The sequence below is a fragment of the Pseudomonas sp. HS-18 genome (assembly GCF_020401845.1).
Lineage (GTDB): Bacteria > Pseudomonadota > Gammaproteobacteria > Pseudomonadales > Pseudomonadaceae > Pseudomonas > Pseudomonas nitroreducens.
The window spans coordinates 3,734,744-3,748,140 of the sequence record NZ_CP084413.1 but is presented as its reverse complement, the minus strand read 5'-3'; the positions used below and the strand labels follow the sequence as shown (position 1 = coordinate 3,748,140).

Below are 13,397 nucleotides of genomic sequence, written 5' to 3'. Positions count from 1 at the left end.
GGGGTTGGGGATGGGGAAAATGCTGGGCAGGTGTCTGCTGCTGATAGGGCTGGCAGGGCTGTGGGCGCACGCCGGGATCGCCGCCGAAATGCCGGCTACGGCGGTCCGCGCTGCCGACGATGCCGCGGCGGAGCTGAAAGTCGAGAATCGCCGCATCCTGGTATTCCGCGCCACGCTGCTCGGCGAGTCACCGCAGGTGCGTGCGCACCGCGCCAAGGCGACCATCGAGGAAGCCCTTCAGGGTGGCGATGAGCTGAAGGTGAATCTCGACCCGATCCAGGACAGCTACATGGTCCTGCTTGGCTATAGCCGCGCCTTTATCGTTTCGCCCGAGGATGTCGACCCGCCGGGCAGTTCGGTGCGTGCCGCCGCCGAGGCGGCCGCCGGCAACCTGCGCCTCGCGGTGGCCGAGAATCGCGAAGCGGGCAGCGTGCGCTATCTGCTCAGCGCGCTGGGGCTGGCGGCAGTGGCCACCTTGGCCTACCTGTTGCTGCTGCGCGGCGTCGGTTATGTGCGGGGCAAACTGCTGGATCGCCTGCCGGACGTGATGAGCCGGCACAGCGGCCGTCTCAAGGTCGGCCAGACACCCCTGCTGGGCAGCCGCTACCTCTATTACCTGGTGGGCCGGTTGATCTGGCTGGTCTACTGGCTGCTGGTGTTCCTCTTCAGCTACCAGTGGCTGAGCTTCGTGCTGTCGCGCTTCCCCTATACCCGGCCCTGGGGCGAGAGCCTCAATGTGCATCTGGTCAACCTCGCGCGGTACCTGATCAACGGCATGCTGGATGCGCTGCCGGGGTTGGCAGTCGCCTTGTGCATCCTGATCATCGCCCGCGCCATCAGCGGCTTCTCCCGTCATGTGCTGCAACGCATGGCACGGCCGGGCAACCTGCGCTGGCTGACCGAGGAAACCCTGCAGCCGACCACGCGGCTGACCTCCCTGGCGATCTGGCTGTTCGCCATTGTCATGGCCTACCCATACCTGCCCGGCTCCGGCACCGAGGCTTTCAAGGGCCTGTCGGTGCTGGTCGGCCTGATGATCTCCCTCGGTGCGTCCAGTGTGATAGGCCAGGCTGCCTCGGGACTGATCCTCACCTATTCGCGCACGCTGCGGGTGGGCGAGTTCGTCCGCATTGGCGACAACGAAGGCACTGTGACCGAGGTCGGTGTCTTCAATACCACCATCCGCACCGGCCTGGGCGAGGTGCTGACGCTGCCCAATTCGATGATCACCGGCTCCGTGACACGCAACTATTCGCGCATCGTCCAGGGCCAAGGCTACGTGGTGGATACCGTGGTCACCATTGGCTATGACACCCCGTGGCGGCAGGTGGAGGCGATGCTGATCGAAGCGGCGCGGCGCACCGACGGGATCCTGCAAACCCCGGCGCCGCAGGTATTCCAGACCGCGCTGTCGGACTTCTACCCCGAATACCGCCTGGTCGCCCAGGCCATCCCCAGCGAGCCGCGACCGCGCGCACTGCTGCTGAGCGTACTGCACGCGAATATCCAGGACGTGTTCAACGAGTACGGCGTGCAGATCATGTCGCCGCATTACCTGGGCGATCCGCAGGAAGCGAAATGGGTCCCCAGGGAGCATTGGCACGCAGCGCCGGCGAAGCCTGAAACGCCTTCCGACCACTGAGGCCTGCGCCTTGCGGGCCTTCATCTATCCTGATCCGTCCACGGGCCCAGGTTGCGATGTCGCGCCCGCCCCATACTTCCGCCCCGGAGACACCCCATGAACCTGCATTTGTCCGACAAGCTCGCCCTGGTCAGCGGTTCGACCAAGGGCATCGGTTTCGCCATTGCCCAGGGCCTGGCCCGCGAAGGGGCGAGGGTGATCGTCAATGGCCGCAGCCACGCTTCCGTGGACGAGGCGCTGGGGCGCATCCGCTCCACTCAGGCGGACGCCAAGGTGGAAGGATTCGCCGGCGATCTTTCCGATCCGCAGCAGGTTGCCGCGCTGGTGAAGCGCTATCCGGCGGTGGATGTACTGGTGAACAACCTCGGCATCTTCGACCCCAAGCCCTTCGAGGACATCCCGGACGAGGACTGGGTGCGCTTCCTCGACGTCAACCTGCTCTCCGGTGTCCGTTTGTCCCGCGCCTACCTGCCGGGCATGAAGCAGAAGAACTGGGGCCGGGTGGTATTCATCAGCAGCGAGAGTGGCATGGTGATCCCGGTGGAGATGATCCACTACGGCGTCACCAAGACGGCCCAGCTCAGCCTGTCCCGCGGGCTGGCGGAGACCTGCGCGGGCACTGGCGTGACAGTGAACGCGGTGCTGCCGGGGCCGACCGCCTCGGAGGGCGTCAACGAATTCGTCGAGAAACTCTCCGGCGGCCAGCCGTTCGCGGAGTTCGAGGCCGAGTTCTTCCGCAGTGCGCGGCCCAGCTCCCTGCTGCAGCGCTTCGCGCGCCCGGAAGAGGTGGCCAACCTGGTGGTCTACGTCTGCTCCGAGGCCTCGTCGGCCACCAATGGCGCGGCATTGCGGGTGGACGGCGGCGTGGTGCGCTCGCCGTTCTGAATCACTCGACGCTGTGGCTCTCGAACTCCAGCCCCAGCGCCAATTCACCACTGCCGAGCTGGCCGAGCCACTGTTGTGCCTTCGGGCCGGACAGGTGTGCCTCCAGCTCGGCCTGGCTGGCCCAGCAGGTCGATACCTGCCAGCGGTCGGCGGCCAGCGCCTGCAGCTCGCCGGACTGGCAGCCCGGTTGGCGGCGCACCTGTTCGAGCAGCTCGCCCAGGTAGGAACCCAGCGCGCTGGCCTGGCCGGGGAATGCCTGGACGCGGACGATTGCAATGGCGGACGGGGACATGGCGGGGCTCCTTCTGCAATGGATGGCCATTGGGCGCTGGCGCCGGCATCCGGTAAAGGCCGGAACCGGCTTTCAAAACCGACGCTGGAAGGTTACGGCCGCACCGTCTGCGCATGAACTGCCAATTCCCGGGAAAACCGTTGGACCAATCCTTCCGCTGCGCGCTGCGATGCTATCGGGAGCGTAGGAGCGGACTTCGTTCGCGATGTGCTACCGGCGGGCCTGGAATGGTCGGAAATCGATCGCGGACAGAGTCCGCTCCTACGAGATGCTTCTGCGCTTGGGTCGGCCCTCACCCTAACCCTCCCCCAAAGGGAGAGGGGACCGTTCGGTGCAGGATGAAACCTCAGCGTCAGCTGGCTCGGGCGGCCCCCTCTCCCTGAGGGAGAGGGCTGGGGTGAGGGGGATGCATTGGTACGGACTCCCCAGGAAAAGACAGTTGCTCCTACGCTCCCTGGGAATTGGGTTTTGGCGTCAGCCCAACTGCTGCAGCAGGTCGCGCACCTTGTCCAGCGCCGGGTCGATATCCAGCGTGTCGATGGCGCCGAAGCCCAGCAGCAGGCCGTCGCGCACCGGCACCTGGTGGTGGAAGGGCGCCAGGCCGTAGAGGCCGACTTCGACCTTGCGCGCCAGCTCGGTGAGCAGCGCCACGTTGGTCGGCTGGCGCAGCAGCGCGGTGAGGTGAAAGCCGGCCACCGAGGGCACCACCTCCAGCCAGGGTGCCAGGTCGCCGGTCAGCCGCGCGAGTATCCGTTCGCGGCGCCCGGCGTAGATACCGTGGCAACGGCGGATGTGCTTGAGCAAATAGCCTTCGGCGATGAACTTGGAAAGCGCCCATTGCGGCAGGGTCGAGCTGTGCCAGTCGCTGATCTGCCGGGCACGCACCAGCGCGGGGAACAGGCTGGGCGGCGGGATCAGATAGCCCAGGCGCAGCTCCGGCAGCAGCACCTTGGAGAACGTTCCGATGTAGGCCACCACGCCGTGCCGGTCGAGGCTCTGCAGCGCATCGGTGGGCCGGCCTTCGTAGCGGAACTCGCTGTCGTAGTCGTCCTCGATCACCAGCGCACCCAGCTCCAGCGCCCGCGCCAGCAGCGCCTCGCGGCGCGCCGGGCTCATCGGCATGCCCAGCGGGAACTGGTGCGACGGGGTGGTGTAGATCATCCGCGTGCCTTCGGGAATCAGGTCAACGCAGATGCCCTCGGCGTCCACCGGCACGCTGGCCACGTCGGCACCCAGGGTCTGGAAGATCAGCCGCGCCGGGGTATAGCCGGGGTCTTCCATCGCGACTCTGTCACCCGGCCGCAGCATGATGCGGGCAAGCAGGTCCAGCGCCTGCTGCGCGCCATTGCAGACCATCACGTCGTCCAGCTGGCAGTTCACCCCGCGTGCATAGGAGATGTGCCGGGAAATGCCATCGCGCAACGGCGCGATGCCTTCGGGGGCGCTGTAGTGCCCGCGCATGCCGGCCATCTGGCGCAGCGCATGGTTCACGCAGCGCCGCCATTCTTCCTGGGGGAACTGCAACTGGGTGGTGGCGCCGCCGATGAAGTCGGCCTTCGCCGTGCCGGCGGCGCCGGGGTGGCGCAGGCGAGTGTCGAGGTTGCACCAGCGCTCGATGTTTTCCTGGCTGGCGAAACGCACGCCATCCTGGCGCCGGTCATGCCGCGGCAGGTGCGTGTTGACGAAGGTGCCGCTGCCGATCTTGCCCACCAGCACGCCTTCATAGGTGAGCTGGGCGTAGGTGTCGGAGATGGTCTTGCGCGAGATACCCAACTGCTCGGCCAGCAGGCGGCTGGGCGGCAGGCGGGTGCCGGCGGCGAGGCGGCCGGAGTCGATGGCTTCGCGCAGCTGGCGATAGAGTTGCCCGGCGAGATCTTTCTGGCCGTGGATGATCAGGTGCAGCTCCAAGGGCGAACTCCGGGGCAGGGCGGTCGCGCAAGCGTAGCGCCGGCATTGGCCGTGGTGAAGTTGCGCGGTGCAATTTCCGCGGATTGGCCACCTCTCAGCGCGAGGCGCCGGCGCACAATGGCGGGGTCATCGTCTGGAGTTCCCGTCATGGAGCCGCGTCTGGATTACTACACTGCCTCGCCGGAAGCGCTGAAGGCAGTGCTGGCGCTGGAAGCCGCCATCTTCGAGCTGTCGATGGAGAAGCCACTGCTGGAACTGGTGCGCCTGCGCGTGTCGCAGGTGAACAACTGCGCCTTCTGTGCCGACATGCACGCCATGGAAGCGCGCCGCAATGGCGAGACCGAACGGCGCCTGTTCGCCGTCAGCGTGTGGCGTGAATCGCCGTTCTTCACCGAGCGTGAGCGCGCGGCGCTGGCTTGGAGCGAGTCGGTGACGCTGCTGTCCGAATCGAAGGTGCCATTGGAGGTCTTCCAGCTCACCCGCGAGCAGTTCAGCGAGCGCGAACTGGTTGACCTCACCGTGGCCATCGGCGCCATCAACGTGTGGAACCGCCTGGGCGTGTCCTTCCGCCAGCCGCCGCCGGCCTGAGCGGGTGCCTTGCCTGCCGGACCGAGGGGGACGCCCAGTCCTTGCTCGCGAACAGATTTACAGGCAGCTGTGGTGTTGAGGTTGTTCGCGAGCAAGCTCGCTCCTGCAAAGGGCAGTTCGGCGCAGTGGCAGGCAGCACAGCGCGCCGATCAGCAGGGCGCTGGCGGCGGCGCCCAGGGCCGGAATGAAGCTGCCGGTCAACCCGCGCAGGGCGCTGGCGGCCAGTGGCCCGGCGATCTGCCCGACGCCATACAGCGCCGTCATCGCCGCCAGCATGTTGAAGCGCACCTGCGCGGCCACCGCGCGGGCCGCCGGCATGGCGATGGTCACGGTGCCCATGAAGCTGCCACCCACCAGCACCGCGCTGCCCAGATAAAGGAAAGCGGACTCGCCCAGTGCCGGCAGCATCACGCCGATGGCCTGCACCAGCAGGTTCAACGCCAATGCGCGACGGCCGCCGAGCCTCAGGTGCAGCCGATGCCAGAGGAAACACGACGGTGCCGCACCCAGGCCGAAGGCGGCCCAGACCTGCAGCGGGTCGATGGCGCCCAGGCCACTCTTCATCAGCAATGGCAGGTAGGTGGCGGTGATGATGTAGCCGAAGCCGGCCAGGCCGTAGACCAGCAGGATGATCAACGCGGACAGCTCGGGCATCGGCCCCGTACCGTTCGTTGTCTGCTGCGGCGAAGTCGGTGCTGCGCGGCCCAGCGCGGGGGTGGCCAGCAGCGACAGCACCAGCCCGGCCAGCGCCAACACGCACCAGATCGCGGCGCTGCCCAGGCCGAAGGCGTTGCCGGCGGCAATCAGTTCCGCCGAGACCAGGATGCCGACGCCCACGCCGGCGAACATCATCGGAGCGCCATGGCTTTCGCCCATGCTCTGCAACAACCATTGCGCCGCGCTGACCAGCACCATGGCCGTGAGCACGCCCGCCAGCAGGCGCACGCCGACGGCAAACCAGACGGGTGCCGGAATGGCCATGGCGGCGAGGGCGGCCAAGGTGCCGACCAGGGCGATCAGGCAGATGCGTGCAGCGTGTCGTTCGTGGCTGCGCGCCAGCAGCAGCGCACCCAGCAGGTAGCCGGCGTAATTGGCCGAGGCCGCCAGCGAGCCGCCGGTGACGCTGAGCACGCCGTCGCGCACCATCAGCGGGTAGAGCCCGGTAAAGGCAAACCGGCCAAAGCCCATGCCCACGGCAAGGATCAGTGCTGCCGACAGCGCCGCGGGCAGGCGGCGGGTGCGGCTCACGGGCGTGCCTCGAGGGCTTCCCGCCAGCGCTGGAAGGCGCCGGTGGCGTAGCCTTCGCGCCAGATCAGCAAGGTGTCCACTTCCAGCAGCGGCACCACCTGCAGGGCCGGCATATCCCGATGCAGCTCCAGCACTGAACGAGGCAGCACGCCAAAACAGGAGCCGGCGTTAACGCAGGCGAGGATGCCATGGTACGAACCGACCTCCTGCACGGCGAGCGACGCTCCGTTCAACCAGCGCTCCAGCAACTGCCGGTAAGTGCAACCACGGGCGAAGCCCACCAGCGTGCGGATCTGCACATCCTCGGGCCGGGTTACCGGTGGATGGTCGCCAGGCAGCACCAGCAGCAACTCCTCGCGGAACACCGGTTCGGCGCACAGGCCGCGCTCCAGCAGCGATTCGAAGCCGGGTTCGGCGTGGAGGATGTCCGGATGGGAGATCAGCGCGCAGTCGAGCTGGCGGTTCAGCACTTCATTGATCAGTTTCTGGCTGTGGCCGGTGGTGATGTGCAGTTCCACGTCGGGATAGGCCCGGTGAAAGCGCGCCAGGATTTCCGGTAGCCGGCTGGCGGCGGCGGCTTCCATGCTGCCCAGGCGCAGGCTGCCGGTGGCGCTGCTCGGGTGCAGCGACTGGCGGGCTTCGGTGGCGAGGGCGAGCAATTGCTCGGCGTAGCGGAGAAAGTCGCGGCCCTGGTCGGTCAGCGTCATGCGCTTGCCGTCGCGCAGGAACAGCGCCGCGCCAAGGTCTTCCTCGAGCTGGCGGATGCGCGTGGTGACGTTCGATTGCACGCGCTGCAGGCGGGCCGCGGCGCGGGTGACGCTCTGTTCCTCGGCCACGCAACGGAAGATTTCCAGGCTGGAGAGATCCATGATTAATCTTCAATAGAGAATATGTTGCGACGAATATTCTCTTTATGAGATGTTAAGTCAAGCCATTACAGGCCAAACGGCGACTTCGCCGACCCTGACGTTGAGGACCCCGTCATGCGCATCACCGATCTGCTCGGCATCCAGTTCCCCATCATCCAGGCACCCATGGTTGGCGTGTCCACCCCGGCGCTGGCCGCGGCGGTTTCCAATGCCGGCGGCCTGGGTTCCATCGGCCTGGGCGCCAGCAACGCGACGCAGGCCCGCGCCCTGCTGGAGCAGACCCGCGCGCTGACCGACAAGCCGCTCAACCTCAACCTGTTCTGCCACCGCCCGGCGGTGGCCGATCCGGCGCGCGAGGCGGCCTGGCTGGAGCACCTGCGCCCGCTGTTCGCCGAGTTCGATGCGCAGCCGCCGCAGCAGATCACCGAGATCTATCGCAGCTTCCTGGCCGATCCGGACATGCTGGAGTTCCTCATCGAGGCGCGCCCGGCCGTGGTCAGCTTCCACTTCGGCCTGCCGCCGCAGAGCTGGATCGATCGCCTGAAGGCCGCCGGCATCCGCCTGTTGGCGACTGCCACCTGCCTGGAAGAGGGCCGCGCCATCGAGGCTGCGGGCATCGATGCGATCGTCGCTCAGGGCTATGAGGCCGGTGGCCACCGGGGCGTGTTCGAGCCGGAGAAGGACGCGCGCATCGGCACCTTCGCGCTGGTCCGCACGCTGGTGAAAGGCACAGGCCTGCCGGTGATCGCGGCAGGTGGAATCATGGATGGGCAGGGCATGCGCGCGGTGTTCGAACTGGGCGCCCAGGCCGTGCAGATGGGCACCGCGTTCATAGCTGCCGACGAGTCTTCGGCCAACGCCGCATTCAAGGCAGCGCTGCGTGGCGAGCGAGGAGAACGCACCGAGGTGACGGCGGCGATTTCCGGCCGCGCCGCTCGCGGGATGGTGAATCGGCTGTTCACTGACCTGGGCAGCGCCGATGCGCCGGCGCTGCCTGACTACCCCATCACCTATGACGCGGCCAAGGCGCTGACGGCTGCAGCGAACGCCAAGGGCAATACCGACTTCGCCGTGCAATGGGCCGGGCAGGGCGCGCCGTTGTCACGGGAGATGCCGGCGGCGCAGCTGGTGGCGACGCTGATGGCCGAGTTGCGTGACAACGCCTGATTCAGCGAGCGCTGGCGGCCGTGACGGGTTTCTCCCGCGGCCGCCACAGCTCGGCCAGTAATACGCCGCTCAGGATCAGCGCGCCACCGATCAGGTGATAGCTGGTCAGTTGCTCGCCCAGCACCACGGCGGCGATGGCGGCGGTGAACACCGGCAGCAGGTTGAAGAACAGCGCCATTCGGCTCGGCCCCATGCGCTGTACGCCCTGCATCCAGGCCAGCGCACCGACGATGGAAGCCAGCAGCCCGGCATAGAGCACCAGCGGCAGGTTGGCCGTGGTCAGGCCGTGGTGCGGCGAAGCGATATACAGCGGGGCCAGCGCAACGATGGCCACCAGCACCTGCAGGTAGAGCATCAGCAGCGGCGGCAGCGGCAGGTTCCATTTCTTCAGCAGCACGCCGTACACCCCATAGGCCGCCGTGGCGACGATCATCATGCCATCGCCCAGGTTCACGCCGTGGCTGATCAATTGTTGTGGGTTGCCCTGGGTGATCACCAGCAGCACGCCGCCCAGCGACACCAGCGCGCCGAGCAGCGCGGTGGCGCTCATCCTGTGGCGCAGCAGGATCGATGCCAGGGCGAGGGACATCAGCGGCATCAGCGACAGGATGATCCCCATGTTGGTCGCCGAGGTCAGCGCGGCGGCGTAGTACGCCAGGCATTGGTAGACCGCCATGCCGAGCAGGCCGAGGGTGACGATCCTGCCCAGGTTGGCGCGGATCACCGGCCAGTGGGCAAGGGTGGCGCGCAGCAGGAAGGGCGTCAGCAGCGCGCCGGCCAGCAGCCAGCGGAAGAAGCCGATTTCCGCGGGGGCGATCTGCCCTACGGCGAGCTTGTTGACGACGGTGTTGCCGGACCAGATGACCACGGCCAGCAAGGGGAACAGGTAATTCATGGGAAACGCTTCCGGGGATAACGGTGCATATTCTCCGCTCGTCCGAATCCAGACGTATAATGAAAATCAGACAATCCACCCCGGCTTTCGGACATGACCCGCGTACTGCCGCTTCCCCTTCCTGACATCGACCGCCTGCCCGCCGATCTGTACTTTCGCTACGACGAGTTCGACGCCGGGACTCACTCGCCCAGCCACCGCCACGCCTGGGGCCAGCTCAATTACGCCTCCCACGGGGTGATGGAGCTGGAAGTGGACGGCCAGCGCTTTCTCTCGCCGCCGCAGTACGCGGTATGGGTGCCGCCGGGGCGTTTACACAGTTGTTACAACCGGCAGGCCATCGTCTATCGCTCGCTGTACGTGTCCGCCGAACTGGCGCGCAAGCTGCCGCAGAATCCCTGCACTCTGGCGATCAGCGACATCCTCAAGGCGATCCTCTCCGACTTCGCCGCACGCCGGGTCAACATCCCGCAGAGCGCAGCCGACCAGCGCCTGGCCGAAGTGGTGATCGACCAGCTCCAGGCCGCACAGCCCCATGATGATTACCTGCCTTATGCCAGCGGCGGCGCGCTGGGTGAGGTGCTGGCCGCGCTGCAGGCCGAGCCGGGCGACAACCGCACTCTGGCGCAATGGGCCGAGCGCGTGCACAGCACCGAGCGCACCCTCGCGCGGGCCTGCCAGCGGGAGTTGGGGATGTCGTTCGGCGAATGGCGCCAGCGCCTGCGGTTTCTTGCCGCCATCGAGGCACTGGCATCGGGGGAGGGGGTGCAGCAGATCGCCTTCAACCTGGGCTACAGCAGCCCCTCGGCGTTCATCGCCATGTTCCGGCGGCTGTCGGGCACCACGCCGGAGCAGTATCGCTCGACCTTCCGCGCTCTGGCGGCGGAAGGCTGAGCATCAGCCGCGGCCTTCTTCCAGGCCCTTGAGGGTCTTGCGGCAGTGGATCAGCGCGTCGCGCACCATGAAGTTCACCAGGGTCGGGGAGACGCCCAGTTCCTCGGCGATTTCCTTCTGCGTGCGGCCGTGCAGGCGGTACATCTCGAAGGCATAGCGGGTGCGCTCGGGCAGCGTCTGCAGGGCGCTGGAGATAGCTTCCAGGGTCTCCCGGTCCTCGTGCTCCATTTCCGGTGACGCGGACGGCGTCGCGATGTGCATGCCTTCTTCCTCGCTACCCGAGTAGCGCTTCTCCAGCGCCTGACGGCGATAGAGATCGATGGCCAGGTTGCGCACCACACGCATCAGGTAGCCGCTCTGCGACTGGATGCCGGGGGTGAGGTCGCTCGCATTGAGCTTGATGTACGCATCGTGCACCACGTCTTCGGCATGGCTGCGGCAGCCGAGGATGCGTGCGGCCGCATTGATGAAGGTCTGCCGGTGGGTGGCGAACAGCTCGTGGAGAGCGGGGCGCGACTCGGCGGGCATTGGCTTGGACATGCAAGGTGTTCCTATGCGGCGGCGGAGGCGGGGACGTCCACATGGGTTGAGGCGGTCAATCTAGATCAAATGATAATTATTATCAATTTATTCGAGAGACTCCGACTATCGCTCTGGGACAGGGTTCCCACACAAGTGTGAAGTTTTTTCATTCGCATCCATTCGTCAGAACTCTCGACTTACAGGTGAAGGACAAGCCAGGAAATTTCGCCGGCGCATATCTTATGAGAATTAATCGCATCCGAGAACACTAACTATTTCTTTGCCTCCCTCGTCTTCATGGCAGAGCTGGAAAAACGGGGTAACCGCTCTGCGTCGGCATCCCCATCTGGAGAGAGGAGAAGAGCAATGGCTTTCGATCGCGAAGACGCGGTGTACAAGGTGCTGGTCAATGGCGAAGAGCAGTACTCGCTGTGGCCGGTCTACAAGGAAGTCCCGGCCGGCTGGCGTGAGGCCGGCAAGCAGGGGAGTAAGGCCGACTGCCTGGCCTTCGTCGAAGCCAACTGGACTGACATGCGCCCGCTGAGCCTGCGGCAGAAGATGGACGGCCAGGCTGCGGGGCACTGACCCGTGCTGCGTCTGTTCTGCCTGCCGTACTCCGGCGCCAGCGCCATGCTCTATGCGCGCTGGAAGCGCCAGCTCCCGGAGTGGATCGAGGTCTGCCCGGTGGAGTTGCCCGGCCGTGGTCGGCGCTTCGCCGAAGGCCTGCAGACCGATCTGCGAGCTCTCGCCAGCCAACTGGCCGATGAGATCGCCGCACGCCTGGATCTGCCTTACGCCATCTTTGGCCACAGCCTCGGCGGTCTGCTGGCCTTCGAACTGGCCAATGCCCTGCGCGAGCGCGGCCTGCCGCTGCCGCAGGCGCTGTTCGCCTCGGCCGCCTCTGCGCCGTCACACCGCGACAGCCATCGTGAGCTGGCGCAGGAGCAGAGCGACGCGCAGTTGATCGAACGCATGCAGCGGCTGGGCGGCACCTCGGCGGCGGTGTTCGCCGATGCCGAGATGCTTGCCCTGACCCTGCCGGTGATGCGCGCCGACTTCCTCCTCTGCGGCCGCTACGACTACCGCCGACGCGCGCCGCTGACCTGTCCTATCCATGTGTTCGGTGGCAAGGGCGACCGGCTTTCGGTCGAGTCGCTGTCGGCCTGGCAGGACGAGACCTGCGCCGGTTTCTCCCTGGAGATGCTCGAAGGCGGCCACTTCTTCATCAACACCGACGAGGCGCGCCTGCTCGAACTGATGCTCGGCCGCCTGCAGCAACCGGGGAAACCGTCCAGCGCAGCGCTGGCCTGAGTGCCCCTCGCGGAGAATCCAGATGCCTACCTCCACTCTGTTCGATATCGCTCCCCTGGTTGAAGCGCGCGGCGGTCTGCCGTTGCTGGTGCAGGCGCGCGGCGAGGGTATCGACCTGCTCGATGCCCTGGCCGAACTGCGCCCGCTGGTTGAAGAGCGCCTGCCGGTGTGCGCCGGCATTCTCTTCCGTGGCTTCCAGGTCGGCGCGGCGGAGCGCTTCCGCGAGTTCGCCGCCGGCTTCGGCCATCCGCTGCTCAACTACGAATTCGGCTCCACCCCGCGCAGCAACGTCACCAGCGGCGTGTACACCTCCACCGAATACCCGCCGCACCAGCACATCCCGCTGCACAACGAACAGGCCTACACCCGCGAGTGGCCGATGAAGATCTGGTTCTACTGCGTGCAGGCCGCACAGAGCGGCGGCGAGACTCCCATCGCCGACAGCCGCGAGATCTACCGCCAAGTGGACGAAGGCATCCGCCGACGCTTCACCGAGCGCGGGCTGATGTACACCCGCAACTTCGGCAACGGCCTGGATGTGGCCTGGGAACAGGTGTTCAACAGCAACGATCCGGCCGTGGTCGAGGCCTACTGCAGGGCTCACAAGATCGGCTGGGAGTGGAAGGACGACGGCGAGCTGCGCACTCGCCAGGTCTGCCAGGCCGTCGCGCAGCACCCGGTCACCCGCGACTGGGTCTGGTTCAACCAGGCGCACCTGTTCCACGTCTCCAACCTGCCGCCGGAAGTGCGCGAGAGCCTGCTGGAAATCGTCGACGAGCAAGACCTGCCGCGCAACGTCTACTACGGCGACGGCAGCCCCATCGAACCCTCGGTACTCGACGAAGTCCGCGGCGTGCTGGAGGAGGCCAAGGTGAGCTTCCCCTGGACCAGCGGTGACGTGCTGATGCTCGACAACATGCTGGCGGCGCATGCGCGCTCGCCGTTCAGCGGGCCGCGCAAGGTAGTCGTTGCGATGGCCGAAGGTCACGGGGCCTGAGCGGCTGCGCGTCGGCCATGCGTCGTTGGAAGACAGACAAAAATGCTCATTCACTGCAGTGAACTGCGCTTTTTTGTCTGCCTTCCGCCTCGCCTGGCTCTAGCTCGCGCGCTCAGGTTCATTCCCGAAAATTTTTTCCCGGCGAATACCCACCATTCGCCGCCAGAACAGGTGATGTC

The 13,397-nt window shown here is 66.5% G+C and carries 14 protein-coding genes; 8 read left to right on the top strand and 6 right to left on the bottom strand.

Going from position 1 to position 13,397, the window contains the following annotated elements; all coding sequences use genetic code 11:
- Positions 1–88: 88 nt before the first annotated feature.
- Both LDJ84_RS17415 and LDJ84_RS17410 read left to right on the top strand, forming a co-directional pair.
- The gene (locus tag LDJ84_RS17415; protein WP_052239104.1) at positions 89–1,642 is read left to right on the top strand and encodes a mechanosensitive ion channel family protein; all 1,554 of its coding nucleotides are present in this window, start codon (positions 89–91) and stop codon (positions 1,640–1,642) included.
- Positions 1,643–1,738: 96 nt separating this feature from the next.
- Complete coding sequence (locus LDJ84_RS17410; protein WP_226045120.1) at positions 1,739–2,527, top strand: SDR family NAD(P)-dependent oxidoreductase; 789 nt, start codon at positions 1,739–1,741, stop codon at positions 2,525–2,527.
- 1 nt (position 2,528) lies between these two features.
- Here LDJ84_RS17410 and LDJ84_RS17405 read toward each other — a convergent pair whose 3' ends face one another.
- Both LDJ84_RS17405 and LDJ84_RS17400 read right to left on the bottom strand, forming a co-directional pair.
- A complete protein-coding gene (locus LDJ84_RS17405; protein ID WP_024764711.1) occupies positions 2,529–2,819 on the bottom strand; it encodes a putative quinol monooxygenase in 291 nt (96 codons plus the stop codon).
- A 474-nt stretch (positions 2,820–3,293) separates the two neighbouring features.
- Positions 3,294–4,727: a PLP-dependent aminotransferase family protein gene (locus LDJ84_RS17400; protein WP_226045119.1), complete on the bottom strand. Its 1,434-nt coding sequence runs from the start codon at positions 4,725–4,727 to the stop codon at positions 3,294–3,296.
- 147 nt (positions 4,728–4,874) lie between these two features.
- On the opposite strand from LDJ84_RS17400, the gene LDJ84_RS17395 reads away from it, so the two are divergent.
- A complete protein-coding gene (locus LDJ84_RS17395) occupies positions 4,875–5,315 on the top strand; it encodes a carboxymuconolactone decarboxylase family protein (protein WP_226045118.1) in 441 nt (146 codons plus the stop codon).
- Between the two features lie 57 nt (positions 5,316–5,372).
- Here the strand turns inward: LDJ84_RS17395 and LDJ84_RS17390 are convergent, their stop codons facing one another.
- Complete coding sequence (locus LDJ84_RS17390; protein ID WP_226045117.1) at positions 5,373–6,563, bottom strand: YbfB/YjiJ family MFS transporter; 1,191 nt, start codon at positions 6,561–6,563, stop codon at positions 5,373–5,375.
- The gene (locus LDJ84_RS17385) at positions 6,560–7,432 is read right to left on the bottom strand and encodes a LysR substrate-binding domain-containing protein (protein WP_037010613.1); all 873 of its coding nucleotides are present in this window, start codon (positions 7,430–7,432) and stop codon (positions 6,560–6,562) included. The genes LDJ84_RS17390 and LDJ84_RS17385 overlap by 4 nt, the downstream gene beginning before the upstream one ends.
- A gap of 114 nt (positions 7,433–7,546) precedes the next feature.
- Here LDJ84_RS17385 and LDJ84_RS17380 point away from each other — a divergent pair, with 114 nt between their 5' ends.
- On the top strand, positions 7,547–8,599 hold the full coding sequence (locus LDJ84_RS17380; protein ID WP_065084376.1) for an NAD(P)H-dependent flavin oxidoreductase: 1,053 nt from the start codon (positions 7,547–7,549) through the stop codon (positions 8,597–8,599).
- Between the two features lies 1 nt (position 8,600).
- Here the strand turns inward: LDJ84_RS17380 and LDJ84_RS17375 are convergent, their stop codons facing one another.
- Positions 8,601–9,494, bottom strand: coding sequence for a DMT family transporter (locus LDJ84_RS17375; protein WP_037018628.1), 894 nt, complete (start codon positions 9,492–9,494; stop codon positions 8,601–8,603).
- A gap of 93 nt (positions 9,495–9,587) precedes the next feature.
- On the opposite strand from LDJ84_RS17375, the gene LDJ84_RS17370 reads away from it, so the two are divergent.
- Positions 9,588–10,388, top strand: coding sequence for an AraC family transcriptional regulator (locus LDJ84_RS17370; protein ID WP_024764716.1), 801 nt, complete (start codon positions 9,588–9,590; stop codon positions 10,386–10,388).
- Positions 10,389–10,391: 3 nt separating this feature from the next.
- On the opposite strand, the gene LDJ84_RS17365 is transcribed toward LDJ84_RS17370, so the two are convergent.
- A complete protein-coding gene (locus LDJ84_RS17365) occupies positions 10,392–10,928 on the bottom strand; it encodes an RNA polymerase factor sigma-70 (protein ID WP_065084377.1) in 537 nt (178 codons plus the stop codon).
- Between the two features lie 348 nt (positions 10,929–11,276).
- On the opposite strand from LDJ84_RS17365, the gene LDJ84_RS17360 reads away from it, so the two are divergent.
- From LDJ84_RS17360 to LDJ84_RS17350, 3 genes are read left to right on the top strand one after another with little or no spacing between them, the layout of a single operon-like run.
- Positions 11,277–11,495, top strand: a complete 219-nt coding sequence (locus tag LDJ84_RS17360) for an MbtH family protein (RefSeq protein WP_024764718.1) — start codon at positions 11,277–11,279, stop codon at positions 11,493–11,495.
- Between the two features lie 45 nt (positions 11,496–11,540).
- Positions 11,541–12,221 carry a thioesterase II family protein gene (locus tag LDJ84_RS17355; protein WP_263987033.1) on the top strand — a complete coding sequence of 227 codons (681 nt, stop codon included), beginning with the start codon at positions 11,541–11,543 and terminating at the stop codon, positions 12,219–12,221.
- A 22-nt stretch (positions 12,222–12,243) separates the two neighbouring features.
- Positions 12,244–13,218 (top strand): TauD/TfdA family dioxygenase, encoded by a 975-nt coding sequence (locus tag LDJ84_RS17350; RefSeq protein ID WP_226045115.1) that lies wholly within the window; start codon positions 12,244–12,246, stop codon positions 13,216–13,218.
- Positions 13,219–13,397: the final 179 nt, after the last annotated feature.